The following is a 25,139-nucleotide window of genomic DNA, read 5'->3' as shown; positions in this document are numbered from 1 at the left end:
GGCAAGAACCCCCATTTCGCCCAGGAGCGAGCCGGCAAGACACTCTAACCGCGGGAGGCACCGCGACAGATGCACAGTTCGCCAAGTCAGGGCATACGCCCAAAACAGATAACCCGCTTACCCAGTTACGGCTTTTGGGCACCCCCGAAACTGATTGCAGCCGAACGCCACTACCGCCGCTTCCTGGCTCCGCGAGGCGTCCTGGTGCGCTGTCCCGTGATGCAGGTGGCCGGCGAATGCGCCATTGTCGGAACAATCCGGAGCCATATCGCGGCCCGCTCCCGCCGGGCGGCAACGCGCAATCTCAACCTGCTCGTTTACCCCGAGACCGTCAAAATGGCGCGGCTCATCACCAACCTAGGATTCAATGACAGAATGCTCAGCCTTGATCGGAGCCGATGTGAAATCCACACCCTGATAGTCCACGAGATCGGGTGCCTTCTCCCGCCCGCTGAAGACAGCGAACAGTGGCGGGCAGACATAGGATTGCCGCCATGCTCGACACGTCCCACCCGCGAAATTGCCAAGCACCGACCCAACGCACACACCACTTCGAACGCCGCAGCGCCGCCGGACCGTGGATGGGCCATCTGGGGCGTATAGCGCTTCCTCATCCACGCCACTAGGCCCGCGCTCAAACAGTATTGGCATGTGATGGCACGCGGTTTGATCATTGGGTTAGGCGACCGGGATCCCATGGTCTTTGGGGAGGCTTCCGTAAGACAACCCACAGAGGCCAGATCATGATTCCCAGGATGAGCAGCGTCCCCCACCCCAACCCGACAACGGACGTGTGGTTGACCAGCACGCCGGTCAAGAGAATAAGTACGCACCAGGCTGTGTAGAAGGTACGTCTTGCTCTCCGCTTCCACCATGCAAAGCCGCCCGAGACGTCCGAGGGCGCCTTTCGGTCGGGCGTAGCGAAAAGGCCAACCATGAATCCCGCGACCAGCGGCCCCACAAAGAAGGGCGGCAGGAGTCCCAGAGCAACACCACCAGAAACCACGAGGACGGCCGCGAACACGAGCACGCGCACGGCGCGACGAACCGCTGGGCGGAGCCTGGTCCCACCTGGTTCGTCGTTCACAGCAACCGCATCCCATCCCATCGGGGCGTCATGAACGAATACTACTGCCGACGACCTGATCAAAAGCCGCACCGACGACACCACAACGTGGTCGTCGCCAGACGCCCGTCGGGATCTACCTGCCGCGCCAGATTTTTCTCAGTTAACTTGGCAAAATGACACGTCATTGTTGCCAACTATGTTGAGACCGGACACCCCTGGAGTCCCGCTCCCCCAGCAATGAAAAGCCCTTTGGCGCCCGGCGCAGCCGGGCACCGGACGACCGGATGGCAACCTTCGCAACCTAGCGCCCGAACAAAACGTAAGCGCAGAGCGATAACCCGGGTGCCCGGCGTCGGCCGTTCAGCGGCCCGCAGTCCCAGCGCAAGCTCACCGACGGAACCATGACGCTCTCCCCCGCCCCGGCGCCCATCGGGCGGCGCGAAGAAGCGCCGGCGCAGCTCCGCCGTCGGACCTCCGGATGGGACCGCTCAAACAAGTAGTGTGCCCCAAAAAGTCGGGTACAGCGTACGCATGCCCGGAACCCTCCGGCATCCTAATGTCGTTGCATGGCGGCACGCTGGGTAAGTCTGCCTTCCACCTCACTGGGCAGATGATTGTTGATCTTTCCGCCTCAAGGAGACAGCGGCATTCGTCGGTTCAGTTCCTGGCCCTAGGACGTCCCATGCTGCAATCCCTCATCCGCCCCACCCGGGAAGAAGCGCTGCAGGAGGCACCGGGCAAGCCGGTGGTCATGATCAGGCCTGCTCCGGTCAGAGTGCGTTCAGTCCTCGGCACTGCCATCGCCTACACGGTCACGCACGTGCTGGTCGAGTGGGATGCGGAGGACCGCCACCACCTCCGGTGGGAGGCCAGCTGGCTGGTACACCGGGTTCCCCAGGACGCTGATTGAGCCCGGTTTTCCGGCAAGTAGCGGGCTGGAAAAACTCGAGTACAGGCTACGCATGTGAACCTTCGTGCCCGCAACTAGTGTCCTAGGCAAGGTGACACTTCAAAGTGGCTGGCTTTGAGGCACCGGGCTGGGGAAGAATTACCCTTTCTCCTCCGTCCCGGCCGTCCCTTACCTGGCTCTGTCAGGTTTGCCCCCGAACGTACAGCTACCTCGCGAGGTACGCATGAGAAAACCGGCCCCTTCCCGCTCAACCGCCCCGGCACCAGTCTTCTTCGACGCCAGCGGAAACCGTTGGCGCAGAATAGTAAGCTGCCTGATCGCCGGGGTTCTTCTGATGCTGCTTTCCCTTGTCTACATCCTCCCGGCGGCCACCGCCCCTGTGCATCAGGGCCTCCAGAACCAGGCGGCAGATTACCCACGCCGCCTCTTAGCGACCCAGGACCTGGAGAGCATCCCGAAGATCGGATTCCGCGAAGGCACCGCAATCTTTCACCGGATCGTCCTCGTGGAACCCAAGGATGGCGAGCTGCTGCTGAAGGATCCCTTCAGCGACAAGGTCTGGCGGGAAGCCACCGCTGGTGAGAAGGCTGTCATTGGCAACAGCCGCTACGCTGTGGAGGCCTACGGACGTCCGAAGGATCACACGATCATGCTGACGTTGGACGACGGTCCCGATCCCCGGTTCACGCCGGAGATCCTGGATCTGCTGTCCAAGGAAGGGGTGCCTGCCACCTTCTTCCCGGTCGGTGAAAACATCGTCAAGTATCCGGACATCTTCCGCCGCGTCATCCGGGAAGGGCACATGGTGGGCAACCACACCGTGTCCCACATCGATTTCTGGGCTCACGACGACGCGACCAACCGTCAGCAGGTCATCGGAGCCGACAGGCTCATGCTCGCCGCGGACAACTACCAGACCCGACTCTTCAGGATCCCCACCGGCAACCCTGAAAACAACACGTTGGCTCTGCTGCAGGCGCAGCAACTCGGCTACATCCACGTTGACATGGACCTCGACACCAGGGACTGGGAATTCGCACCCGGCGTCCCCATTCCGGTTCCTTCGCTGGACGGCCAGGGCCACGTTCTCCTGGTCCATGACGCGGGCGGGGACCGGAGTGCCACCGTCAAGATGCTGGAAGCCTTCATCCCGATGGCCAAGGCACAGGGGTACACCTTCGAAACCATGCAGTCCATGCTTCCCGACGAGTTCATTCCGCAGCACAACGTGGCCGCCAAGGTCGAGGACACCGCGACGCTGGCTGCGATGACAACCTACCTGGTGACGCCCAACATTCTGCTGACCTGGCTGTTCTGGTTCGGCATCGGATCCCTGACCATCCTGACGTTCCTCTTCGTGGTGCTTGCCCTGATCAATAACGGGCGCCAGAAGCGCCGCCGCTGGGATGACGTGGCCGAGAAGGACTGGCCGTTCGTCAGCGTGGTCCTGCCCGTCTTCAACGAAGAACTCGTGGTGACCAAAACCCTGGACGCCCTCAGGGCGAGCGACTATCCCCGCATGGAAGTCGTCGCGATCAATGACGGGTCTACTGATGGCACCCTCGCAGTACTCAGGGATTACGCCAGGACGTGGCCGGCACTTCGCGTCATCGACCAGCCCAACGGCGGCAAATCGGCTGCCAGCAACCAAGGGATCGCGCAGTCACGCGGCGAGGTCATCGTGACGCTCGACGGCGACACGCTGTTCGAGCCGCAGACCGTGAAAATGTTCGCCCGCCACTTCCTCGCTCCCCGGCACGGCAAGGAAGTCGGGGCAGTGGCCGGCCACGTCAAGGTCGGAAACCGCCGCAACCTCATTACCGCCTGGCAAAGCCTGGAATACCTGTCCGGTATCTGCGTTACCCGCATGGCGGAGGGCCTGATGGGCGCGATTTCCATCGTTCCGGGCGCCTGCGCCGCCTGGCGCCGGGAAGCCCTTGTCAGGGCTGGCGGCTACTCCCATGACACGCTTGCCGAAGATGCTGACCTGACGCTCTCGCTGCAACTCCTTGGCTACAGCATCGTCCAGGAAAACGAGGCCATCGCCTGGACTGAGGCGCCCCTGACGGTCAAAGGGTTGTTCAAGCAACGGCTCCGCTGGACCTACGGCAACATCCAGACCCTGTACAAGCACCGCAAGATGCTCTTCAATCCCAAGTACGGGGCCCTCGGAATGCTCACGATGCCCTACGCCCTGATTTCCGTCCTTGTCCCGCTCATTTTTATGCCCCTGACGGTCATGGTCGCGATCGGCAGCCTGGTTCACGGTGAATGGGAGGCCATCGCCATCTTCTCCGCGTTCGTGGCCGCAACCCACATGCTGATCTCCATCGTTGCGATCCTGATGGTCCGCGAGAAGGCCCTCCACCTTCTTATCGTGCCGATCTACCGGCTCATCTATGAGCCGCTCCGCGCCTATGTGGTGTTCGGTTCTGCTCTGCTGGCTCTGCGGGGCACCGCAGTGGGGTGGTACAAACCCGAGCGCACCAACAGCGTCACCCTGCCAACCCCGACCGGGCTGACGGTCCCCGCCGCCCTGCCGCCCCTGGCAAGGGCGGACTCCCTGACCCTCCAGGACTCCCTATAGCTCACTAAACCTCGTAATGCTGATCGACCCAACGAACTATGCGCCATACGAGTGCAGTTAGGTGGCATCAGTACATGCTCAAATTCCCACGACAGGGCTGGCCCCTGATAGCACTCATGGCAGTTACAGCCTTGGCGGGCTGCAGTTCGACGGCCCCTGATGGACCCGGCAGGGAGGAAGAAACAACGAAAAACGACACGACCCCGGCCGGATGGTTCGGCGGATATCTGGATGTCACGATTCTCCCGGGCCTGCGTCTGGAAGACTCGCCGCCCCCCGGAACCGTGACCACGCTCCTCGCCTTCGTCACCTCGGATCCTGCCCAGCCCTGTGAACCGTCCTGGGGCGGCTTCTACAGTCTGGACCGGGCCGGTGAGAAGCTGGCACTCGATGCCCAAGTGGAGTCCTTCCGCAAAAGCGGCCATGACGTCGCAGTATCGTTTGGCGGCCAGCGCGGCCCCGAACTGGCCGCCGCCTGCACTGACCCCGATGCCCTGGTTCGTGCTTACACAACGGTCATCACCCGCTACGGCATCAACACCGTGGATCTGGACATCGAAGGCCCAAGCGCATCGGACCATGATGCGGCCGCAAGACGCGCCGCAGCAGTCGCACGCCTTCAGGCCGAGCGTCCCGCGGGCTCGCCATTGAAGGTCTGGCTTACTCTTCCCGTCTCAGGGAACGGGCTGACGGCGGCAGCTGTCACCTCGGTTGAAACCATGCTGGAGGCCGGGGTGGAACTCGCCGGCATCAACATCATGACCATGAACTTCGGCCACCTTGCCCCCGGGACCAGCATGGGCGCGACCGCTGTGGGCGCAGCCGAAGCCACGCACCGGATGCTGTCGGCGCTGTACTCGAAGGCCAACCGGCCGATCGACGACGCTGACCTCTGGAACAGGATCGGGCTGACCCCGATGGTGGGGGTCAACGACGTTGAGGGCAACGTCTTCACTTTGGACGATGCCAGGGAACTGAGCAGTTTCGCCTTGGAACGTGGCGTCGGCCGGATGTCCATGTGGTCACTCAACCGGGACACCCCCTGCACGCCCGGCACCCAGGGGCAGGCGCACAGCAGCGTGGCCAGTGACTGCAGCGGCGTTGCACAGGAACCGGGCATGTTTGCGAAAGTGCTGGGAACCGCACTGGCGCACCGACCCTAAGCACGGACCGGCATCCGCAAGGGACATTGGGCGCCGGCACAACCCAGAGAAATTAAAGGAGGCAAGCATGCGACGAGCGATTTTTCCGGCCGCTGGATTACTGGCGGCCATCCTGGTGGCCGTTGCCACTATCGGCACATCTTCGCGGGCGGCAGGCGAAACCCTCGTCGGAAATGCCTACATCACTGCCTACTCGTGGCAGGACAACACACCCCCGGGATCCCCCACCATCAGCAACCCCGTGCTGCACAAGCAGGCGGGCGGCACCGGAACGTACCAGGACCCGGTGACCATCGCCGTCGGACATTCCACGGCGACAGGCCGGGACGTCCTGGACTTCCCTGCAGGGACCCGGATCTACCTGCCCGATGTCAGGCGATACTTTATCGTTGAAGACACTTGCGGAGACGGCCCTAATCCCCAGGACGGACCTTGCCATACAGGAGCTCATGCCCTGTACAACGCGTCGACGTGGATTGACATGTGGATCGGCGGCGGCGGCCAGGATGATTCGTTCGTGAGCGACTGCACCCGTAAAGTCACGGGGGTACGATTCGCAGTGCTGAACCCGGCCTCTAATTTTCTCGTAGCGCCCGGAGCAGGAGTCATCCACGACGGCATTTGCGACTCAGGCTATGGCAACGGGATCTTTGTCAGGTGAACCCCGCGCTAGGCTCGAACGTATGACTTCTTCCACCCGGCAGCAATCCGTCCGCCACAGCACGAGCGCCATCGTGGGTGCGGCTGTGTCGGACGTCCTCCTGATCCTCGTATTCGCCGCAATTGGCAGGGACGCGCACGTGCGTCCCGACGTCATCAGCGGAGTTTTCCTCACCGCCTGGCCATTCCTGGCGGGCGCCGCCCTCGGCTGGCTGGCGGCGAGGGCGTGGCGGCGTCCCCTGTCACTCCCCGCCGGCGTGGGAATCTGGCTGGGAGCCGTTGCCGGCGGCATGGCCCTGCGGGCACTAACGGGCCAAGTAGTTGTGCTCCCCTTCGTCATCGTGGCGCTCCTCAGCCTGGGCCTGTTCCTGGTGGGCTACCGCGCGCTGCTGGCACTCGTCCGCAGGCTTCGGAAGCGCTGACGCGGCAACGGACGCGCGCCGCTCCCGGGGGCTCCGACGCACGGCCATGTAATAGGCTGGCAGGACCACAGAGACTCGCCGGGGCAACGCTACGGCCGACAAATCCGGAAGGATTGAACCCAGTGATCACCGCATTCGTTCTGATCAAGACCGACGCCGCACGCATCCCGGAGACCGCCGAGGAGATTTCCGCCATCCCTGGCATCAGTGAGGTCTACTCCGTCACCGGAGAGTGGGATCTGATTGCCGTTGCCCGCGTGGCACGCCACGAAGATCTTGCCGATGTGATCGCCGACAAACTCTCGAAGGTACCGGCCGTTGTGCACACCACCACGCACATCGCGTTCCGCGCCTATTCGCAGCACGACCTCGACGCCGCCTTTGCGTTGGGCTTCGAACAGTAGCGCCTCGCCTGCAAACAACGAAGGGCCCGGCTATGCAGCCGGGCCCTTCGTTGTTGTGAAAGCTAAGGCCGGGTGAGGGCGACCCACTTGTCCAGGACGGCGGCCGCGGCGCCCGAGTCGATTGACTCAGCGGCACGGACCAGCGCCGACCGCATGCGCTCCACGAACGGGCCTTCGGCAGTGGCATCAAAGGACACCAGGCCGGCTGCCGCGTTGACCAAAACGGCGTCCCGCGCCGCCCCTGGCTTGCCGGCCAGGACATCACGCACGACGGCGGCATTGGCATGGGCGTCTCCGCCACGGAGTTCTTCCACAGTCGCCGGACGGATGCCGAGATCGGCAGGTGAAAAGGTCAACTCGGTGACCGTACCCTCCCGGATCTCCCAGACAGTGGACGGCCCCGTGGTGGTCAGTTCATCCAGGCCGTCGTTGCCCCGGAACACCAGGCCTCGGCTCCCCCGCCGCGCCAGCACGCCCGCGACGAGGGGCGCCATCCGGGCGTTGGCAACGCCAACAGCCGAGGCCTGTACCTGGGCGGGATTGGTCAGGGGGCCCAGAAAATTGAAGGCAGTGGGGATGGCCAGCTCCCGGCGGGGCACGGCGGTGTGGCGGAAGGACGGGTGGAAGACCTGCGCGAAGCAGAACGTTATGCCCGCCTCCGCCGCATTGCGTGCCACATGGGTCACCGGGAGATCAAGCCTGACCCCCAGCGCCTCCAGTACGTCGGCTGATCCCGACGACGACGAGGCTGCCCGGTTCCCGTGTTTGACAACTTTGGCGCCCGCGCCCGCCGCTACCAATGCGGCCATCGTGGAAATGTTGACGGTATTGAGCTGGTCACCGCCCGTGCCGACGATGTCCAGCTTCTCGCCTGAAATGCTGATGGGCGTGGCATGCCGCAGCATCGCCTCGACCAGACCTGAGATCTCGTCAACGGTCTCACCCTTGGCGCTGAGGGCAACAAGGAACCCTGCTATCTGGGACGGCGACGCCTCGCCGGACATGATCCTGTCCATGGCCCACGCGGTGCTGTCCGCGGTGAGGTCGGTGCCGGCGATGAGCGCTGAGATGAGCCGGGGCCAGGTGTTGCTGTCCGCCGGGGAAGTTGCCTGAGAAGTCACCTCCTGATGCTATCGAGCCACCCTAGCCATGACCAATGTGAACGCCGCCGGGAACTTTTCCGGGCAATTTCGCGTCTTTGTAGAAAAAGTCCCCCGAAAAGGCGGTTCGCGTTGGGCAGTACGGACTTTTATAGACATAATGTCTATGTGACATCTGCGACCCATGCCCCCAGTACCCCGGCGCACCCGACGCTGAACCGCCCCAACATGGTTTCTGTAGGAACCGTTGTTTGGCTCTCCAGCGAGTTGATGTTCTTCGCCGGTCTCTTTGCCATGTACTTCACACTGCGCTCCACGAGCGGACAGATGTGGGCGGAAGAGACAGCAAAGCTCAACTTCCCTTTTGCGCTCGTTAACACCATCGTCCTCGTGGCAAGTTCCTTTACTTGCCAGATGGGCGTCTTCGCCGCCGAACGGCTGCAGCCCCGCAAGACGGGCGGGCCGTTCCAGTTCGCCCGCTGGGGCATGAACGAATGGTTCACCCTGACCTTCATCATGGGTGCCATCTTCGTCGCAGGCCAGAGCACGGAATACGCGATGCTCGTCTCAGAGCACGTATCGCTGTCTTCCAACGCTTACGGCTCAGCGTTCTACATCACCACGGGCTTCCACGGCCTGCACGTCATCGGCGGCCTCGTAGCTTTCCTCTTCATCATCGGACGCTCGTTCGCGGCGAAGAAGTTTGGCCACTTTGAAGCAACCTCAGCAATTGTCACGTCCTACTACTGGCACTTTGTGGATGTTGTCTGGATCGGCCTCTTCCTGGTCATCTACGTACTGAAGTAGTCAAGCTTTGATTCCTTTTCTACAAGAGGCAGAATTTCAAGAAGCGGCTCGCGGAGCCGGCGCAGGATCGAATAAAGGAACCACCACGTGAAGGCTCTCTCGCAAAAGCGACGTCACCCACTCGCAGCAATAGCGCTGCTACTGATGGGACTACTCGTCACCGGGGGGCTCTACGCCGTTGCCACTACCGTCAACCAGGCGAAGGCTTCCACCACCAGTTACAGCGCAAGTGACACCGCCGAGGGCCAGAAGCTCTTTGAAGCGAACTGTGCCACCTGCCACGGCATGGGCGCCAGCGGCACGCAGGCCGGCCCCTCCTTGGTAGGCGTCGGCGCAGCGGCTGTCGATTTCCAGGTCGGCACCGGACGCATGCCGATGCAGATGAACGGACCCCAGGCCTACAAGAAGCCTGCGCAGTTCAATGAGACCCAGACCCACCAGCTTTCAGGTTATGTTGCTTCGCTGGGTGCAGGCCCGGCAATTCCTGAAGAACACCTGTTAGACGAAAAGGGTGACGCAGCCGCAGGTGGCGAGCTCTTCCGCGTGAACTGCGCCATGTGCCACAACGCAGCTGCTGCCGGCGGCGCCCTGACCCGAGGCAAGTTCGCACCGGCCCTCGCGGACGTTTCCGGCAAGCACATCTACGAAGCGATGGTTTCCGGCCCGCAGAACATGCCCGTCTTCAACGACGCCAACGTGTCCCCTGAAGGCAAGCGCGACATCATCACCTTCCTCAAGCAGATCGAATCCAACGGCTCCCCCGGCGGCGCTGATCTGGGCTCACTTGGCCCGGTCGCCGAAGGCCTCTTCGTCTGGATCGCAGGACTCGGCGTCATCATCGCGTTCACGATCTGGCTGACATCCCGGACGTCCTAGGGCGCCGGGACACCAAAACTTCTGCTGCCCAGTCAGCAGTTTGACATTGAAAACTAACCCGGCAGACGCCGGGACGAGAGAAGGATGAGGCGAATTATGGGCAACCATAGTGACGGCAGTCCGAACCACTCGGGCACCGTAGCTACGGCTGGTCAGAATGAGGTGGAGAAATTCCAGGATCCTGGACTTCCCCCGCATCGTTTGCGCCTGGCTGACACGGACCCGAAGGCCGCCAAACGGGCAGAACGGCAGGTCGCAATACTTTTCGGCGCCTCCGTTGTTGGCACCCTGATCTTCCTGGTGGCGTACTTTGCCATCGATTTGGGCGCAGGATCCGGGGCAAGCATTGCCACGATCCGCTTGCAGAACGCCCTTCTGGGCCTTGGTACCGCCTTTGCCATGCTTGGCATTGGCACCGGAATCGTGCATTGGGCCAAGGCCCTCATGCCCGATCACGAGGTTTCAGAGGAACGCCACGCAATCCGCACCGAAGAGGACCGCCTGGCGGCCGTTCGCATTGTGGACGACATCGTGGAAGAGACCGGCATCAAGCGCCGCCCGCTCATCCGCAACACCCTGCTCGGCGCCGTAGCGCTGGCACCCCTGCCGGCAATTGCCGTCTTCGGTGACCTCGGTCCCCGTCCGGACAAAAAACTGGCGCACACCATGTGGGCCCCGCAGGAAGGCAAGCTCAAGCGCCTTACCCGCGATCCGGACGGTACGCCCATCAAGGCCTCCGACGTCACCCTTGGTTCGGCATTCCACGTCATTCCTGAGGGACTCAACGAACTTCATGAGGGCAAGCTCAACGAAAAAGCCAAGGCTGTTGTGCTCCTCATGCGTCTTGATCCTGATTCCTTGAAGCCTTCAGCAGGACGCGAAAACTGGAGCTACAACGGTATTGTTGCCTACTCCAAGATCTGCACCCACGTGGGTTGCCCTGTTGCCCTTTACGAGCAGCAGACGCACCATCTGCTGTGCCCGTGCCATCAGTCCACCTTCGACCTCACACAAGAGTGCAAGGTAATCTTTGGCCCGGCCAGCCGGCCTCTCCCCCAGCTACCCATTGCGGTGGATAACGAGGGCTACCTGGTCGCTACCAGCGACTTCAAAGAACCTGTAGGACCGAGTTACTGGGAGCGTGATGAGCATGAGCGCAGCATCAACAGCTGAAGCCCCCGCCTTCGTAGCCAAGACCAAGACCGGGCGCATCACCGACTTCGTTGATTCCCGCGTCGGTGGTTCCGGCATCCTCCGTGAGTTCGGGCGGAAAGTCTTCCCCGACCACTGGTCGTTTATGTTTGGAGAAGTGGCGCTCTATTCGTTCGTCATCCTGCTCCTGTCAGGCACCTTCCTGACCTTTTTCTTCGACCCCTCCATGGCCGAAACCCGCTACGTGGGCTCCTATGTCCCGCTGAAGAACGTCGAAATGTCAGTAGCGTACAGCTCCTCGCTGAACATCTCGTTCGACGTCCGCGGCGGCCTCTTCATGCGTCAGGTGCACCACTGGGCCGCGCTGCTGTTCGTCGCGTCCATTGCGGTGCATATGTTGCGCGTCTTCTTCACCGGAGCTTTCCGCAAACCTCGTGAAATGAACTGGGTGGTGGGCAGCGTCCTGCTCATCCTGGCCATGGCGGCCGGCTTCACCGGCTACTCGCTCCCCGATGACCTGCTCTCCGGCAACGGCCTGCGCATCATTGACGGCGTCATCAAGTCCATCCCGGTGATCGGCACGTACATCTCCTTCTTCCTGTTTGGCGGAGAGTTCCCCGGCACTGCAGTCATCGGCCGCCTCTACATGCTGCACATCCTGCTGGTGCCCGCACTGATCCTGCTGATGATCGTGCTCCACCTGTTCATGGTGGTCGTTCACAAGCACACCCAGTACCCCGGCCCCGGCCGCAACGACGGCAACGTCGTGGGCTACCCGCTCGGTCCGGTCTACGCAGCAAAGGCCGGCGGCTTCTTCTTCATCGTCTTCGGCGTCATTGCGCTGATGGCAGCCTTCTTCACGATCAACCCGATCTGGAACTACGGCCCGTATGACCCCTCCCCCGTCTCCGCCGGTACCCAGCCTGACTGGTACATCGGCTTTGTTGACGGCGCCCTGCGCCTGATGCCGGGTGTCATCGGTAATTTCCACTTCGAATACGTCATCTTCGGGTACACCCTGACGCTGAACGTTCTCCTCCCGGCCCTGGTGCCGGCAGGCATCCTGTTCACCGTGATGTTCATGTACCCCTGGATTGAACGGTGGATCACCAAGGACGATCGTGAGCACCACGTGCTGGACCGTCCGCGGAATGCTCCGACCCGCACCGCCATCGGCGTGGCAGGCTTCGTTTGGTACTGCGTTATGTGGGCTGCCGCCGGATCTGACCTCATCGCCACGCACTTCCACGTCTCGCTGAACGATGTGACGTACTGGCTCCGGGCCCTGTTCTTCGTCGGCCCGATCATTGCCTACATCGTCACCAAGCGTGTAGCCCTCGCGCTCCAGCGCAAGGACCGCGAGATCGCCCTGCACGGCCGTGAGACCGGCCGCATCGTGCGCCTTCCGCACGGTGAGTTCATTGAGGTCCACGCACCCCTGGATGAGTACAAGCGCTACAAGCTGGTCGGCTTCGAGTCACCGGCACCGCTGCCCGCAGTTCCCAACGAGCACGGTGTTGTCACGCGCAAGGAAAAGCGGCGGGCCTTCCTGTCCAAGTGGTTCTTCGAGGACCGCGTGGCCCCGGCTACGCCGTCGGAGCTGGAAGCCGCGCACGGCCACCATGCCCCGGCCGTGGAATCGGCCCAGGAAAGCAAGAGCCTCAGCCACTGATTCAAGCTAGCGCCAAGAGATAGACCAGCAAGATCAGGAAAGGCCCGGTCCATTTGGACCGGGCCTTTTCCTTTGCTCTAGTGGCTGCGGTATCCAGACTGGCTCCGGGCAGTACGTGCCCCGGGCCGTTGGAGCGGCACCCATAGCTTGTAGCGGTCCGCCCTGTAATAGGAAACGGAGTAGTCCACCATGGCACGCGCCACAAACGCGTGCCGCTGGATTTTAAGGAGCGGAGTGCCGACGTCCACGTTCAGCAGCCGTGCCGTGGAGGGTGACGCTGCTGTCGCTTCAATCATGTCCTCACCCCATTCCATGACAAGGCCGAACTGCTCGCTCAGGACGTTGTAGAGGGACGTGGGCGGCTCGCTGTCGAGCAACCCGGGTACGCGCTGCGCCGGGATGAAGTTCTCGTCCACGCTCATGGGCTCGCCGTCAGCAAGCAACAGCCTGCGGAACCGGACCAAGGGTGTCCCCTCCTCCACCTGCAGTTCCCTGGCGAGGAAGGCACTGGCGCCGATCTGCTCGAAGCTGAGGACCTTCGCCGCCGGGACCATTCCACGGCGCTGCATTTCCTCGCTGTACGAGGTCAGCTTGACTTGGAGATCGAGCTTCGGCTTGCGGACAAAGGTTCCCAGGCCCACCACACGCTCGATCACCTCCTCACCGACGAGGGCATCAATCGCCTGCCGGACTGTCATTCGTGCCAGTCCGAACCGCAAGGCAAGATCCCGTTCGGAGGGTAAGGCAGATCCTGGCGGACAGGATTCACTGATGTAAGCGCGCAGGATTTCCCGGAGCTGTATGTAAATGGCGACGCCGCTGCTGCGGTCGATCTCACCCCGGATGCTCTCGGCCTTAGCGGCCATGGCTGCTCAATACTGCTGCGATCTTCACCCTTCAATCTTAATCGAAGCAGCCGGAGGTCTAGACCACTCCCCCATCACTGGCCGCCACTTTAGATGGGACCAGCACTGGAGCGCTATATTGGATTGGAAATTTCAGCAGGAGGCGGATGAGCCGCCGTGACAGAGGAGACGCTTTGCCAGTTCACAAGGCTGTGGTTTCGGCTGCGATCGGATTGCATGCCCGCCCGGCCGCAGAATTTGTCCGGGCCGTAACAGCCACAGGCCTGCCCATCACCATCCGGAAGGCCGGAATCCAGGGTGTGGACGCGAGGTCGCTGCTCGAGGTAATGACCGCTGATTTTGCCTTCGGCTGTGAAGTGGAGCTTTCCGTCGCCGACGATGCCCTCATAGGCCTCAAATCAATCGAGGACAACGAGGAGGCCCTGTTGATGCTGGTAGCGCTCCTGGAGTCCCAGGGCGCCGCGTAGGCGCTCCCAGGGCACGGTGGTTGCCGGACGCACTGTGACTGATGCAGCAACGGTCCGGCGTGCTGCCATAAATGCAAAAAATGCTGGGCCCCACCGTTCGGTGGGGCCCAGCATTTTTGTTCTTGATTGGTCCGAAGACCTCTCAGCGAGATTTTAGTGTGCGTGATCCCCACGGCTGTACTCGAAGACCCAGCCGACCAGGGCAACCATGGCAAGGCCGGCGGCGATGAACACAACCCACCATCCAACTGCCAGGCCGAGGAAGCCACCGGCGCATGCCAGACCCAGAACCAGCGGCCACCAGCTCCACGGGCTGAAGTGGCCCTGCTCGCCGGCACCCTCATGGATCTCAGCGTCGCTGCGGTCCTCAGGCCGGAGGCCGACACGGCGCCCGGTGAAGCCGAGGTACGCACCGATCATGCCAGCCAGGCCGGCAATGAGCAGCACTCCGAGGAGCCCGACCGGCTCAGTCCAGTTCGTCAGGAAACCGTAAACCAGGGCGACCGGAACGAAGAAGAAAACGCCGCCTCCAAAAATCCAAGACTCGATTTTCACTGGGCTGTGTCCTTCTGGTCGGCGTTACCGAGCACAGCTGCTGCGGGAGCAGGCGACTCGACGGTGTGTACCTGTGAGAGCTCCGGGTGGTGCAGGTCCAAGGCGGGACGCTCTGACCGGATGCGGGGCAGGGACGTGAAGTTGTGGCGCGGCGGCGGGCACGAGGTGGCCCACTCCAGCGAGGCACCGAAGCCCCACGGGTCATCCACTTCAACCTTTTCGTTGCTGCGCCAGGTGATGTAGACGTTCCAGAAGAACGGAATCAGCGAAGCGCCGAGGACGAACGAGGCGATGGTGGAGAACTGGTTCATCCAGGTGAAGTTATCCTCCACCAGGTAGTCGGCGTAGCGGCGGGGCATACCCTCGACGCCCAGCCAGTGCTGGATGAGGAACGTGCCGTGGAAGCCGAGGAAGAGCAGCCAGAAGTGGATCTTGCCGAGACGCTCGTTGAGCATCTTGCCTGTCCACTTAGGCCACCAGAAGTAGAACCCGGCGAACATCGCGAACACGACGGTGCCGAACACCACGTAGTGGAAGTGCGCCACAACGAAGTACGAGTCCGAGACGTGGAAGTCCAGCGGCGGCGAGGCCAGGATGATGCCGGTCAGCCCGCCAAAGAGGAACGTGACGAGGAAGCCGATGCTCCACAGCATTGGAGTTTCGAACGTCAGCGACCCCCGCCACATGGTGCCGATCCAGTTGAAGAACTTCACACCGGTGGGCACTGCGATCAGCATGGTCATGAACGCGAAGAACGGCAGCAGCACCGAACCGGTGACGTACATGTGGTGCGCCCACACGGTCACGGAGAGAGCGGCGATGGCAATTGTTGCGTAGACGAGGCCCTTGTAGCCAAAGATCGGCTTGCGGCTGAACACCGGGAAGATCTCCGAAACGATGCCGAAGAACGGCAGCGCAATGATGTAGACCTCCGGGTGGCCGAAGAACCAGAACAGGTGCTGCCAGAGGACCGCCCCGCCGTTCTCCGGGTCGAAGATGTGGGCACCAAACCTGCGATCAGCGCCGAGCGCGAACAGGGCAGCGGCCAGCGGCGGGAACGCCATCAGGACCAGGATGGAGGTGATGAGGGCGTTCCAGGTGAAGATCGGCATCCGCCACATGGTCATGCCCGGAGCCCGCATGCAGATGATGGTGGTGATGAAGTTGACCGCACCAAGGATGGTGCCGAACCCGGACAACGCCAGGCCGAAGACCCACAGGTCACCGCCAATGCCGGGGCTGAAGGTGGTGTTGGAGAGCGGTGCGTAAGCGAACCAGCCGAAGGAAGCAGCACCCTGAGGGGTGATGAATCCGGACACCGCAATGGTCGAACCGAAGAGGAAGAACCAGAACGCCAGCGCATTCAATCGCGGGAAAGCAACATCCGGGGCACCGATCTGCAGGGGCATGATCACGTTGGTGAACCCGGCAAACAGGGGTGTTGCAAACATCAGCAGCATCACGGTGCCGTGCATGGTGAACAGCTGGTTGTACTGTTCCTTGGTCTGCAGGATCTGCATGCCGGGTTCGAACAGTTCAGCACGAATCAGCAGTGCCATGACGCCGCCGAAGCAGAAGAACACAAACGACGCGATCAGGTACATGTACCCGATGGTCTTGTGGTCAGTGGAGGTGATCCAGTTGACGACGATGCGTCCCTTGGATTTCGGTACTACGGGAGCCTCTAGGGTCCCTACAGGTGCGGATTGGGTATAAGTAGCCACGTCGCTCCCCTACTTCGTTTCGTTCAGGTTCGGGTTGCGGTCATACTCTGCCCCGAGGAGGCCCGTGTTACCGGCTGCCTTGAGCTTGTCCATGTGGGACTGGAATTCGGTTTCAGAGACAACCTTGACGCGGAACAGCATTTCCGAGTGGTACTCGCCGCAGAGTTCTGCGCACTTGCCGTCATAGGTTCCCTCTTTAGTGGGAGTGAACCGGATGTAGTTGGTCTTCCCGGGGATCATGTCGCGCTTCTGAAGGAAGGCGGGAACCCAGAAGGAGTGAATGACGTCGCGGGCGTTCAGTTCAAGATCAACTGACTTGTTCACCGGCAAGTAGAGCGTCGGAAGAGCTTCCTTGTCGATGGTGTTGCCCGTCAGGTGTGCCTGGACGCCGGCCTCGTAGAGGTCTTCCTGGATGACGGTGCCGGACTTGTAGTTGAAGTCCCACGCCCACTGCTTTCCACGGACGTCCACAACGACATCGGCCGGCTGTGAGCGGTCATCGATGGCCTGCTGGTCACGGTCAGTGAAGTAGAAGAACACCAGGACCATGAAGATCGGGATGGTCAGGTAGAACACCTCAAGCGGGAGGTTAAAGCTGATTTGCTTCGGGAACCCGACGGTTCCCTTGCGGCGGCGGTAGGCAACAAGGCACCAGACGATCAAGCCCCAGGTAATGATGCCCACAACGAGGGCGGCAATCCATGAGTTGACCCAGAGGTCCATGATCCGGTCAGTGTGATTGGTGGTGCCGCGTTCGGTGGGCAGCCACCCCCTCGATACCTCTGGCGAACATCCAGTCAAAACCAACGCGCCGGCAACTGCCAAGCCTGAGATCGAAGTGATCGTTTTGCGTCGGCTGCCGGTTCGGTTCTGCGAACTCACAGACGGCCCTTCCTACTTGTTGCTGTTGCCCGGCGGCTCCATGGCCTGCCCGGGCACACTAAAAGTTTTACTACTCGGTGTAGAGCTTACCGCTCCGCCGGGCTTTTCGCCCACATGTCGGCGCCGTGCCTTCGTGCCGTTTCTGGCGGACGGAAAGCAGGCGCCGGCATCGGGCGAAAGGACCGGGTCAGTGGAACGAATCACCACATGCGCAGGAGCCTCCGGCATTGGGGTTGTCAATGGTGAAACCCTGCTTGGAGATGGTGTCTTCGAAGTCGATGCTCGCGCCACTGAGGTAGGGCACGCTCATCTTGTCCACGACAACTTCAACGCCGTCGTAGTCACGGACGGCATCGCCGTCCAGAAGACGCTCGTCGAAGTAGAGCTGGTAGATCAGGCCCGAGCAGCCGCCGGGCTGGACGGCAACACGGAGGCGGAGATCAGTGCGGCCTTCCTGCTCAAGCAGGCTGCGGACCTTCCCTGCAGCGACGTCGGTCAGTTTGACCTCGTGCGCGGCCAGTTCATCGCTGGCAGCTGCTGCGGTTTCGGTGGTGTTCTCGTTGGTTGCGGTGCTCATTTGGCCTACCTTTGGACGGTCCTGGCGGCACCGCGTCAGCGGCGCCTGCCCCTACAGATACGGTATGGGCTATAGCTACATGCTACGTCGGTCAGACGCGTAGCTCTAACTCCAAACGTAACCGTTGGCGGATGGTTGTTGTTCCCGGCCGGGCCGCCCAAGAGAAGCTCACGCGATCCCGTCGGCGTTCAGGCGCGCCAGCAGCAACGCCTCGGCAACCACGGCGTTCTTGAAGTCGCCAATGTGAAGCGACTCGTTGGCGCTGTGCGCACGTGAATCCGGGTCCTCCACGCCGGTCACCAGGATCTGCACGTCGGGGTAGACGTCCACCAGATCGGCAATGAACGGAATCGAACCGCCGATGCCCATTTCCACGGCAGGGACACCCCAGGCCTCCCCGAGCGCCCACATGGCTGACTTCGCCGCGGCTGATGCCGTGTCGGCGAGGAACGAGTTGCCGCTCTCGCCGGGAGTGAAGACGACCCTCGCGCCAAAGGGTGCATTGGCTTCCACGTGCCGCTGAACGGCGTCCATGGCCTCTTGGGGGTTTTGGCCCGGCGCCAAACGGAGGCTGAACTTGGCGCGAGCCCGCGGCAGGAGGGTATTGGATGCGACCTCAACTGCAGGCGCGTCAAATCCGATGATGGAGAGGGCCGGCTTGGTCCAGAGGCGGGCGGCGATGCTTCCGGTGCCGGCCAGCCGTACGCCGTCGAGCACGGACGAATCCGAACGGTATTCCGCCTCCGTGAGGTCCACAGCGGCATTGTCATAAGAAACCAGACCCTCGATGGCCACGTTGCCGTCCGCGTCGTGGAGGGTGGCAATCAGGCGGGAAAGCAGGGTTGGCGCGTCAAGCACCGGGCCGCCGAACATTCCTGAATGCACGGCGTGGTCAAGCACCTGGACTTCAATGGTTCCGTCCACGAGGCCGCGCAGGCTGGTGGTCAGGGCGGGAACGCCAACCTTCCAGTTGCTCGAGTCTGCAACAACAATCACGTCGGCCCGCAGCAGTTCACGGTGCGCTTCAAGGAAGGTGCGGAAAGTCGGCGAGCCCGCCTCCTCTTCGCCTTCGATAAAGAATGTGACACCGAGGCCGAACTCCTCCCCCAGAACCTCCGCGGCTGCAGTGTAGGCCGCAAGGTGGGCCATGATTCCGGCCTTATCATCAGCAGCGCCCCGCCCATAGAGCCTTCCGTTGCGTTCGACGGCGGCAAAGGGCTCCGATTCCCACAGCGCGGGATCGCCGGGGGGCTGCACGTCGTGGTGGGCGTAGAGCAGAATGGTCGCCTTTCCTGCCGCGGCCGGCCGCCGTGCGACGACGGCCGGGCCGCCCGGAAGGCCGTCTGCCTTGTGGCTGCGCAGGATCTGGACATCGTCGAGTCCCGCCGCGCGCAGCAGGCCGGCCACGGCAGTTGCGCTGGCATCCAGCGGTGCCGGATCAAAACTTGGCCACGCGATGCCGGGTATGGCCACAAGATCCTTCAACCGGCTCAGGGTTGCGTCGAAGGAACGGGCTACGGCCTCGCGAAGTCCGGCCCCTTCGATGGACAGGAAGGACTGACCGGGAGTGCCGACGGCGTCGGGGGTTCTGGCGTCCGGAGGCGTATGTGCTGAATTGGGTGTCATGGCGATCACAATACCGGGGCGGAATGCAGGAGGCCGCAAGGTATTCTGTTCAAGTGTTCGGACGTAAAAAGGAAGCGCCTACGGCGCAGGAATCAATAGACCAGCAGACCGCTGAAGCGGCAGCCCGGCAGGATGCCGCGTTGGGCAAGGGTGCGCCCACCCCCAAGCGCAAGGCTCAGGAAGCGGCCCGCAAGAGGCCGCTGGTGCCGGAGGATCGGAAGGCGTCGAAGGCTGCTGAGCGGCAGGCTGTACAGGACCAGCGGGCCAAAATGCGCCAGGCACTGGACACCGGCGATGAGAAGTTCCTGCCGTTGCGTGACAAGGGGCCGCAGAAGCGTTTCGCCCGCGATTACGTTGACGCCCGCTTCAGCCTCGGCGAATACCTGATGTTCGGGGCCTTGGTGTTTGTGATTATTTCCCTGATTGTTCCCGCCTCCAGCGAGCAGATGGTCTATGTTCTGGGCGGCTTCTGGGTCATGTTCCTTGCCGTTTTTGTCGACGTTTTCATTCTTTCCCGCCAGTTGCGCAAAAAGCTGGCGGCGAAGTTCGGTGAGGTGGAGCGCGGCACCGTCTGGTACGGCTCGATGCGTTCGATGCAGTTCCGCAAACTGAGGCTGCCGAAGCCGCTCGTCAAGCGTGGTCAGTACCCCTCCTGACCGGCCAGCCCTGCACTATCAGCCCCTCGTAATGAAAGATCCCCGGCGGACGGACCGCCGGGGATCTTTTTGCCCTCTTAGCGCTCAGGTTTAACGCTCAGCCCGGCGCATCTTGGCCAGTTCGCGGTTGATCCGTGCTGCCCAGAACGGACCTTCATAGAGGAAGGCAGTGTAGCCCTGGACCAGGGTTGCCCCGGAGTCCAGGCGCTCCTGGACATCCTGCGCCGTTTCAACCCCGCCTACGGCCACGAGGGTGACCGCTCCCCCGGTGGCGTCCCTGAGCCGGCGCAGGACCTCAAGGGACCGCCGCTTTAACGGGGCACCGGAAAGGCCTCCGGCACCGCATGCTGCCACCTTGGCCGCGGGTGACTTGAGTCCGGTGCGCCCGATGGTGGTGTTGGTGGCGATGATTCCGTCCAGCTTCAGGTCCAGCGCCAGCTTGGCGACGTCGTCGATGTCCTCGTCACTCAGGTCCGGGGCGATCTTTACCAGCAGCGGGACGTGGCGGCCGGCAGCTTTGTCCGCCTCCTGCCCCACCGCCGCGAGCAACGGACGAAGCGTCTGGACATCCTGCAGGAGGCGAAGCCCGGGGGTATTGGGGGAGCTGACATTGACCACCAGATAGTCAGCCGCCGGTGCGAGGCTGCGTGCGCTGATCAGATAGTCGGCCACGGCGTCGTCAAGCTCCACAACCTTGCTTTTGCCAATGTTCACCCCGATCACCGGGCGAATGTTGGGGTGCTTGCGCTGGAGGGCCGCCCGTGCCGCCTTGAGGCGGGGTTCGACGGCGGCAGCGCCGTCATTGTTGAATCCCATTCTGTTGATCACGGCGCGGTCTTCAATCAGGCGGAAGAGGCGTGGCTTCTCGTTTCCGGGCTGTGCCTGACCTGTGATGGTGCCGACTTCGACATGACCGAAGCCGAGTTCAGTAAGGGCTTCGATGCCCAGTCCTTCCTTGTCGAAGCCGGCGGCAAGGCCGAACGGGGACGGGAAGGTAACGCCGAAGGCAGTGGTCTGCAGCGACGAAGCAGGTGCCGTAAACCGCTGGAGCAGCCGGCCCGCACCGGTGGTGTGGGCCAGTTTTACCCCGTTGAATCCGATCTTATGGGCGCGTTCGGCGTCCATCCATGAAAAGGCCAGCTTAAAGAAAGTCGGATATACGCGCATGGCTCTAGTTTTCCGTCTTGGGCGGTCCAGACCAAACCGGGCCCGTCACAGCCTGCTGCCCGGATACCATGAAGCCATGGACTGGCAGCCTGACATCCTCGGTGCCGGCTTCGAGGCGTGCACCTTCGAAGCCGCGGGAACCGACGCCGTCCGGCGGACCGCGACACTGGTTCGGTTTCGTCCCGGCAAGGTCGAGCCCGGCGCACCCGCTGCGCGCGCCGGCAGCCCGCAGCGACTGCGGCGGGCGGTGCTGTTCCTGCACGGCTGGAGCGATTACTTCTTCAACGCTGACCTGGCCCGCTTTTGGCACCGTAGCGGCTATGACTTCTACGCGTTGGACATGCACAACCACGGCCGCAGCTTGCGCCCCGGGACGACTGGGGGCTACGTGGCAGACCTGGCCGACTATGACGCCGAAATCGGCGAGGCTGTGACCATGATCCGGGCCGACTCGGATGCCTGGGACCAGGATCTGACGCTCATGGGTCATTCCACCGGCGGCCTTGTGGCAGCCTTGTGGGTCAGCCGCCACCCCGCCGTGGTGTCGCATCTGATCCTGAACAGCCCGTGGCTGGAGATGCATGGCAGCTCACTGGTGCGCCTGGCAGCCTCCACGATGGTCAGGCCAGTGGCACGTTTCCGGCCCGAGGCCGTCCTGCGGCTCCCCGAACGGGGGTTCTACTGGCGGACCATCAGCAGTTCCGCCGATGGTGAGTGGACCCTCGACGACAGGTTTCGGCCGCCCATGGCTTTCCCGCTCCGCGCGGGCTGGCTTAGCGCCGTCTTGACCGGCCACGCCCGGGTGGCGCGGGGGCTCGGCATCGATATCCCCATCCTGGTGCTGCTCTCGCAGGGCAGCGCCAACGGCCCGTTCTGGACTGAAGAGATGAGGCGGACCGATGCGGTGCTGGACGTGGATATCATCGCTCTCCGGGCGCTCACGCTGGGCCGCACCGTCACGGTGGAGCGCATTGACGGCGCGTTGCATGACGTCTTCCTCTCCCCCGCTCCTGTGCGTGCCGACGCGTACGCGCGGCTTTCGAGATGGTTACGGGGTTACGCCACCCCTGAACCCGGGTCTGCAGGCCCCGGCACTGTGGCCCCGGGAACTGCGGGCCCCGGAGCCGACGCGTGAGCGCGCCCGGGCCTGACAGGGAACGGTTGCCCGCCACCGGCTCCGGTACGGCGACGGAGCCGCTTCCGGAGGGGGAAGCCTGCCCTTGGGCCGAAGATTTCCTGGGCCCCTCCTTTGAGTCCCGCCCGTTGCCTTTAAGGCCCGACGCCGAAGGTGCCGTGGTTGCCACCCTCATCCGGTCCGCAGCGCCGGCAGCGGGCGTGGCACCGGATGTGCCCCCTGCGGCGGACGGTCAGGCCAAGGTCCAGGTGGTGCTTTACCTGCACGGCTGGGCCGACTACTTCCTCCAAACCGAACTGGCGGAGCATCTCACGTCAGCGGGCTTCCACTTTTATGCCCTGGACCTGAGGAAGTTCGGGCGGAGCCTGCGGGAATGGCAGACGGCCGGCTACGCGACAAACCTCGATATTTACGATGAGGACATCAGCGCCGCAATAGCGGCGATCCGTGCCGACCTGTCGCCCGGGACCGGACCGGACGGGCCGCTGTCCGTGCACATGCTGGCCCATTCCCTCGGGGGCCTCATCGCCGCGCTATGGGCGGACCGTCATCCCGGCCAGCTGGCCTCGCTCATCCTCAATGCCCCATGGCTGGAGCTACAGGGCAGCAGCCTCGTGCGGAACCTCGCCATGCGCCTGGTGGAGCCCGTGGCCCGTGCGGACCCGAGGCGTCCCTTCCTCTTGCCCGAGATGCCCGGCTACTGGCAAAGCGTCAGCAGCGCAGCGCACGGTGAGTGGGAGCTCAATCCGGTGTGGCGGCCAGCCGCGTCGTTTCCCATCCGGGCCGGCTGGGTGAAGGCTGTGCTGGCCGGGCACGCCGCCGTGGCCAGAAGCCTGGACATCGCGGTGCCCGTTCTGGTGATGCTTTCAGACCGGACCAGGATTCAGCCTGAATGGTCCGAGGAACTGATGCATGCTGACGCCGTGATCGACGTCGAAGAGACCGCGTCACGGGCACTGCGGCTGGGCCGTAAAGTCTCCGTGTTCCGGTATCCCGGTGCCATCCACGACGTTTTCCTCTCCCAGCAGCGGATCCGTCAGGCGGCCTACCGGGATGTTGCCTGCTGGGTGGGGTCTTATCCCTGCGGGGAGGCTGCGTCCACAGCGCCGCCGTAACGCCGGTCCCGCTGGGCATAGATTTCCACCGCATCCCAGAGTGTCCGGCGGTCAACATCGGGCCACAAGGTGTCCATAAAGACGAACTCGGCGTACGCCGACTGCCACAGCAGGAAGTTGGAGAGGCGCTGCTCCCCCGAGCTGCGCAGGAACAGGTCAACGTCCGGCAGATCTGGTTCGTCCAGGAACCTCTGGATGGTCTTCTCCGTGATCGATCCCGGCTTCAGCCGGCCTGCCGCCACCTCTTCGGCGATGGCGGACACCGCATCGGTGATCTCGGCCCGGCCGCCGTAGTTAACACACATGGTTAAGGTGCATGTGCTGTTTGCCGCGGTGAACTCCTCCGCCTCTTCGAGCTCGCGGATAACCGATCCCCAGAGCCTGGGGCGGCGTCCGGACCACCGGACACGGACACCCCACTCATCGAGCTGGTTCCGCTGGCGGCGCAGCACATCCTTGTTAAATCCCATCAGGAAGCGGACCTCCTCCGGGGAGCGCCGCCAGTTTTCGGTCGAGAAAGCGTAAACACTCACATATTCAATGCCCAGCTCTATCGCTCCGGCCATCACGTCAAGCAGGGCCGGTTCTCCCGCTTTGTGACCCTCAATCCGGGGCAAACCGCGCTGGTTGGCCCAGCGGCCGTTGCCGTCCATCACAATGGCCACATGGCGCGGGATGAACTCGGCCGGGATCGCCGGCGCAACCGCGCCGGACGGGTGCGGATACGGAGCAACCACAGGGGAAGTCCGTGTCCGTGCAGGGTTCTTCTTTTTTCCCAGGGCCACTGTCAGCCACGCTCCACATGTTTGAGGGATTTTAGGACACGCTCAAGGTGCCATTGCAGGTAGGCAGCAACCAGCCCGGCAGCTTCGCGCCGGTGCGGTACGGCCGAACCGTCCGCGGTGGTCCAGTCACCGGTGAGAAGGGCACCGAGCAGCGAGACGGTTTCGGCTGCAGGCGCGGGCGAACCGGGCGGCCGGCAGTCAGCGCAGACCATGCCGCCGAGCGGAGCCGAAAAAGCGTTGTGCGGTCCAGGCGCGCCGCAGCGGGCGCAGACCGTAAAGCTCGGCGCCCACCCGCCGGTTGCGAGGGCCCGCAACAGGTACGAATCCAGAATCAGCCCCGGCGCATGGTCTCCGCGGCTGAGCGAGGCCAGTGCCCCCACCAACAGGTTGTATTGGGCCGTGCCGGCTTCACCGTCGACGTCAGTCAGTTTCTCGGCTGTCTCGGTCATGGCCGCAGCAACCGTATAGCGTCCGTAATCCGCGGCAATCTCGCCACCGTAAGAGCCTTTGGCAACAGCCTGCGTGACAATGTCCAGCGTTTTTCCCGAGACCAGCTGCAGGTCCGCAACCATAAACGGCTCCAGCCTGGCCCCAAACTTGCTGCTGGTCCGCCGCACGCCCTTGGCAACCGCCCGGACCTGGCCGTGGTGCTTCGTCAGGAGGGTGATGATGCGGTCAGCCTCGCCCAGCTTGTGGGTACGCAGCACCACGGCATCATCGCGGTAGGACCGCGCAGCAAAGGATTGTTGGACCACGGTTAAT

24 protein-coding genes are annotated in these 25,139 nt (G+C 63.0%); 14 read left to right on the top strand and 10 right to left on the bottom strand.

Translation table 11 applies throughout. From position 1 onward, the window contains the following. The first annotated feature begins 1,751 nt into the window (after positions 1–1,751). From PY310_RS10395 to PY310_RS10370, 6 genes are all read left to right on the top strand, one after another. Positions 1,752–1,979 carry a hypothetical protein gene (locus tag PY310_RS10395; RefSeq protein ID WP_275214304.1) on the top strand — a complete coding sequence of 76 codons (228 nt, stop codon included), beginning with the start codon at positions 1,752–1,754 and terminating at the stop codon, positions 1,977–1,979. Between the two features lie 334 nt (positions 1,980–2,313). Then, positions 2,314–4,566, top strand: coding sequence for a bifunctional polysaccharide deacetylase/glycosyltransferase family 2 protein (locus tag PY310_RS10390; RefSeq protein WP_275214303.1), 2,253 nt, complete (start codon positions 2,314–2,316; stop codon positions 4,564–4,566). A gap of 116 nt (positions 4,567–4,682) precedes the next feature. Then, a complete protein-coding gene (locus PY310_RS10385) occupies positions 4,683–5,729 on the top strand; it encodes a chitinase (protein WP_275214302.1) in 1,047 nt (348 codons plus the stop codon). A gap of 67 nt (positions 5,730–5,796) precedes the next feature. Then, positions 5,797–6,390: a hypothetical protein gene (locus PY310_RS10380; RefSeq protein ID WP_275214301.1), complete on the top strand. Its 594-nt coding sequence runs from the start codon at positions 5,797–5,799 to the stop codon at positions 6,388–6,390. A 22-nt stretch (positions 6,391–6,412) separates the two neighbouring features. Then, positions 6,413–6,811 carry a DUF3054 domain-containing protein gene (locus PY310_RS10375; protein WP_275214300.1) on the top strand — a complete coding sequence of 133 codons (399 nt, stop codon included), beginning with the start codon at positions 6,413–6,415 and terminating at the stop codon, positions 6,809–6,811. Positions 6,812–6,933: 122 nt separating this feature from the next. Next, the gene (locus tag PY310_RS10370; protein WP_056340053.1) at positions 6,934–7,215 is read left to right on the top strand and encodes an Lrp/AsnC family transcriptional regulator; all 282 of its coding nucleotides are present in this window, start codon (positions 6,934–6,936) and stop codon (positions 7,213–7,215) included. A 62-nt stretch (positions 7,216–7,277) separates the two neighbouring features. Here PY310_RS10370 and trpD read toward each other — a convergent pair whose 3' ends face one another. Continuing rightward, a complete protein-coding gene (gene trpD / locus PY310_RS10365; RefSeq protein ID WP_275214299.1) occupies positions 7,278–8,336 on the bottom strand; it encodes an anthranilate phosphoribosyltransferase in 1,059 nt (352 codons plus the stop codon). Positions 8,337–8,483: 147 nt separating this feature from the next. Between trpD and ctaE the strand changes: the two genes are divergently transcribed. The 4 genes from ctaE (at position 8,484) to qcrB (ending at position 12,822) form a co-directional block, all read left to right on the top strand. Then, the gene (ctaE, locus tag PY310_RS10360; RefSeq protein WP_441868567.1) at positions 8,484–9,122 is read left to right on the top strand and encodes an aa3-type cytochrome oxidase subunit III; all 639 of its coding nucleotides are present in this window, start codon (positions 8,484–8,486) and stop codon (positions 9,120–9,122) included. Between the two features lie 87 nt (positions 9,123–9,209). Beyond that, positions 9,210–9,998 (top strand): cytochrome bc1 complex diheme cytochrome c subunit, encoded by a 789-nt coding sequence (gene qcrC, locus PY310_RS10355; protein WP_275214297.1) that lies wholly within the window; start codon positions 9,210–9,212, stop codon positions 9,996–9,998. 96 nt (positions 9,999–10,094) lie between these two features. Continuing rightward, positions 10,095–11,171, top strand: coding sequence for a cytochrome bc1 complex Rieske iron-sulfur subunit (gene qcrA / locus PY310_RS10350; protein ID WP_275214296.1), 1,077 nt, complete (start codon positions 10,095–10,097; stop codon positions 11,169–11,171). Next, entirely contained in the window at positions 11,149–12,822 is a 1,674-nt protein-coding gene (qcrB, locus tag PY310_RS10345; RefSeq protein ID WP_275214295.1) for a cytochrome bc1 complex cytochrome b subunit, read from the top strand. Before qcrA ends, qcrB begins: the two co-directional genes overlap by 23 nt. Positions 12,823–12,899: 77 nt before the next feature. Here the strand turns inward: qcrB and PY310_RS10340 are convergent, their stop codons facing one another. Beyond that, complete coding sequence (locus tag PY310_RS10340) at positions 12,900–13,688, bottom strand: GntR family transcriptional regulator (protein WP_275214294.1); 789 nt, start codon at positions 13,686–13,688, stop codon at positions 12,900–12,902. 173 nt (positions 13,689–13,861) lie between these two features. Between PY310_RS10340 and PY310_RS10335 the strand changes: the two genes are divergently transcribed. Beyond that, positions 13,862–14,155: an HPr family phosphocarrier protein gene (locus tag PY310_RS10335; RefSeq protein WP_275214293.1), complete on the top strand. Its 294-nt coding sequence runs from the start codon at positions 13,862–13,864 to the stop codon at positions 14,153–14,155. 153 nt (positions 14,156–14,308) lie between these two features. Here the strand turns inward: PY310_RS10335 and PY310_RS10330 are convergent, their stop codons facing one another. The 5 genes from PY310_RS10330 to PY310_RS10310 all read right to left on the bottom strand — a co-directional run bounded on the left by PY310_RS10330 (position 14,309) and on the right by PY310_RS10310 (position 19,519). Beyond that, positions 14,309–14,710 carry a cytochrome c oxidase subunit 4 gene (locus PY310_RS10330; RefSeq protein WP_275214292.1) on the bottom strand — a complete coding sequence of 134 codons (402 nt, stop codon included), beginning with the start codon at positions 14,708–14,710 and terminating at the stop codon, positions 14,309–14,311. Continuing rightward, the gene (ctaD, locus tag PY310_RS10325; protein WP_275214291.1) at positions 14,707–16,434 is read right to left on the bottom strand and encodes an aa3-type cytochrome oxidase subunit I; all 1,728 of its coding nucleotides are present in this window, start codon (positions 16,432–16,434) and stop codon (positions 14,707–14,709) included. The genes PY310_RS10330 and ctaD overlap by 4 nt, the downstream gene beginning before the upstream one ends. Positions 16,435–16,443: 9 nt before the next feature. Beyond that, positions 16,444–17,316 carry an aa3-type cytochrome oxidase subunit II gene (gene ctaC / locus PY310_RS10320; protein ID WP_275214290.1) on the bottom strand — a complete coding sequence of 291 codons (873 nt, stop codon included), beginning with the start codon at positions 17,314–17,316 and terminating at the stop codon, positions 16,444–16,446. A gap of 187 nt (positions 17,317–17,503) precedes the next feature. Further along, on the bottom strand, positions 17,504–17,893 hold the full coding sequence (locus PY310_RS10315) for a HesB/IscA family protein (protein WP_190988351.1): 390 nt from the start codon (positions 17,891–17,893) through the stop codon (positions 17,504–17,506). A gap of 168 nt (positions 17,894–18,061) precedes the next feature. After that, entirely contained in the window at positions 18,062–19,519 is a 1,458-nt protein-coding gene (locus tag PY310_RS10310) for a dipeptidase (RefSeq protein ID WP_275214289.1), read from the bottom strand. Between the two features lie 53 nt (positions 19,520–19,572). Here PY310_RS10310 and PY310_RS10305 point away from each other — a divergent pair, with 53 nt between their 5' ends. Then, on the top strand, positions 19,573–20,175 hold the full coding sequence (locus tag PY310_RS10305) for a DUF3043 domain-containing protein (protein ID WP_275214288.1): 603 nt from the start codon (positions 19,573–19,575) through the stop codon (positions 20,173–20,175). 90 nt (positions 20,176–20,265) lie between these two features. On the opposite strand, the gene PY310_RS10300 is transcribed toward PY310_RS10305, so the two are convergent. Then, positions 20,266–21,342 (bottom strand): quinone-dependent dihydroorotate dehydrogenase, encoded by a 1,077-nt coding sequence (locus PY310_RS10300; RefSeq protein ID WP_275214287.1) that lies wholly within the window; start codon positions 21,340–21,342, stop codon positions 20,266–20,268. A 76-nt stretch (positions 21,343–21,418) separates the two neighbouring features. Between PY310_RS10300 and PY310_RS10295 the strand changes: the two genes are divergently transcribed. After that, positions 21,419–22,477, top strand: a complete 1,059-nt coding sequence (locus tag PY310_RS10295) for an alpha/beta hydrolase (protein ID WP_275214286.1) — start codon at positions 21,419–21,421, stop codon at positions 22,475–22,477. Positions 22,478–22,503: 26 nt separating this feature from the next. Beyond that, entirely contained in the window at positions 22,504–23,592 is a 1,089-nt protein-coding gene (locus PY310_RS10290) for an alpha/beta hydrolase (protein WP_414004295.1), read from the top strand. Here PY310_RS10290 and PY310_RS10285 read toward each other — a convergent pair. Together PY310_RS10285 and recO are read right to left on the bottom strand one after the other, a co-directional pair. Next, positions 23,553–24,377: an isoprenyl transferase gene (locus PY310_RS10285; RefSeq protein ID WP_275214285.1), complete on the bottom strand. Its 825-nt coding sequence runs from the start codon at positions 24,375–24,377 to the stop codon at positions 23,553–23,555. The genes PY310_RS10290 and PY310_RS10285 overlap by 40 nt on opposite strands. 2 nt (positions 24,378–24,379) lie before the next feature. Further along, positions 24,380–25,132: a DNA repair protein RecO gene (gene recO / locus PY310_RS10280; protein ID WP_275214284.1), complete on the bottom strand. Its 753-nt coding sequence runs from the start codon at positions 25,130–25,132 to the stop codon at positions 24,380–24,382. Between the last annotated feature and the right edge of the window lie 7 nt (positions 25,133–25,139).

The organism is Pseudarthrobacter naphthalenicus (genome assembly GCF_029076445.1).
In the GTDB taxonomy this organism is placed as follows: Bacteria; Actinomycetota; Actinomycetes; order Actinomycetales; family Micrococcaceae; genus Arthrobacter; species Arthrobacter naphthalenicus.
This window is presented reverse-complemented; position numbering and strand designations above follow the sequence as displayed.

What these genes read in the sequence shown, in the direction of transcription:
- PY310_RS10390 (WP_275214303.1), top strand. Translation starts at nt 2,314, where the DNA reads ATGCTGCTTTCCCTTGTCTACATCCTCCCGGCGGCCACCGCCCCTGTG.
- qcrB (WP_275214295.1), top strand. Translation starts at nt 11,149, where the DNA reads ATGAGCGCAGCATCAACAGCTGAAGCCCCCGCCTTCGTAGCCAAGACC.
- PY310_RS10295 (WP_275214286.1), top strand. Translation starts at nt 21,419, where the DNA reads ATGGACTGGCAGCCTGACATCCTCGGTGCCGGCTTCGAGGCGTGCACC.
- PY310_RS10300 (WP_275214287.1), bottom strand. Translation starts at nt 21,342, where the DNA reads ATGCGCGTATATCCGACTTTCTTTAAGCTGGCCTTTTCATGGATGGAC.
- PY310_RS10310 (WP_275214289.1), bottom strand. Translation starts at nt 19,519, where the DNA reads ATGACACCCAATTCAGCACATACGCCTCCGGACGCCAGAACCCCCGAC.
- PY310_RS10395 (WP_275214304.1), top strand. Translation starts at nt 1,752, where the DNA reads ATGCTGCAATCCCTCATCCGCCCCACCCGGGAAGAAGCGCTGCAGGAG.
- PY310_RS10375 (WP_275214300.1), top strand. Translation starts at nt 6,413, where the DNA reads ATGACTTCTTCCACCCGGCAGCAATCCGTCCGCCACAGCACGAGCGCC.
- PY310_RS10385 (WP_275214302.1), top strand. Translation starts at nt 4,683, where the DNA reads ATGGCAGTTACAGCCTTGGCGGGCTGCAGTTCGACGGCCCCTGATGGA.
- PY310_RS10340 (WP_275214294.1), bottom strand. Translation starts at nt 13,688, where the DNA reads ATGGCCGCTAAGGCCGAGAGCATCCGGGGTGAGATCGACCGCAGCAGC.
- PY310_RS10315 (WP_190988351.1), bottom strand. Translation starts at nt 17,893, where the DNA reads ATGAGCACCGCAACCAACGAGAACACCACCGAAACCGCAGCAGCTGCC.
- PY310_RS10380 (WP_275214301.1), top strand. Translation starts at nt 5,797, where the DNA reads ATGCGACGAGCGATTTTTCCGGCCGCTGGATTACTGGCGGCCATCCTG.
- qcrA (WP_275214296.1), top strand. Translation starts at nt 10,095, where the DNA reads ATGGGCAACCATAGTGACGGCAGTCCGAACCACTCGGGCACCGTAGCT.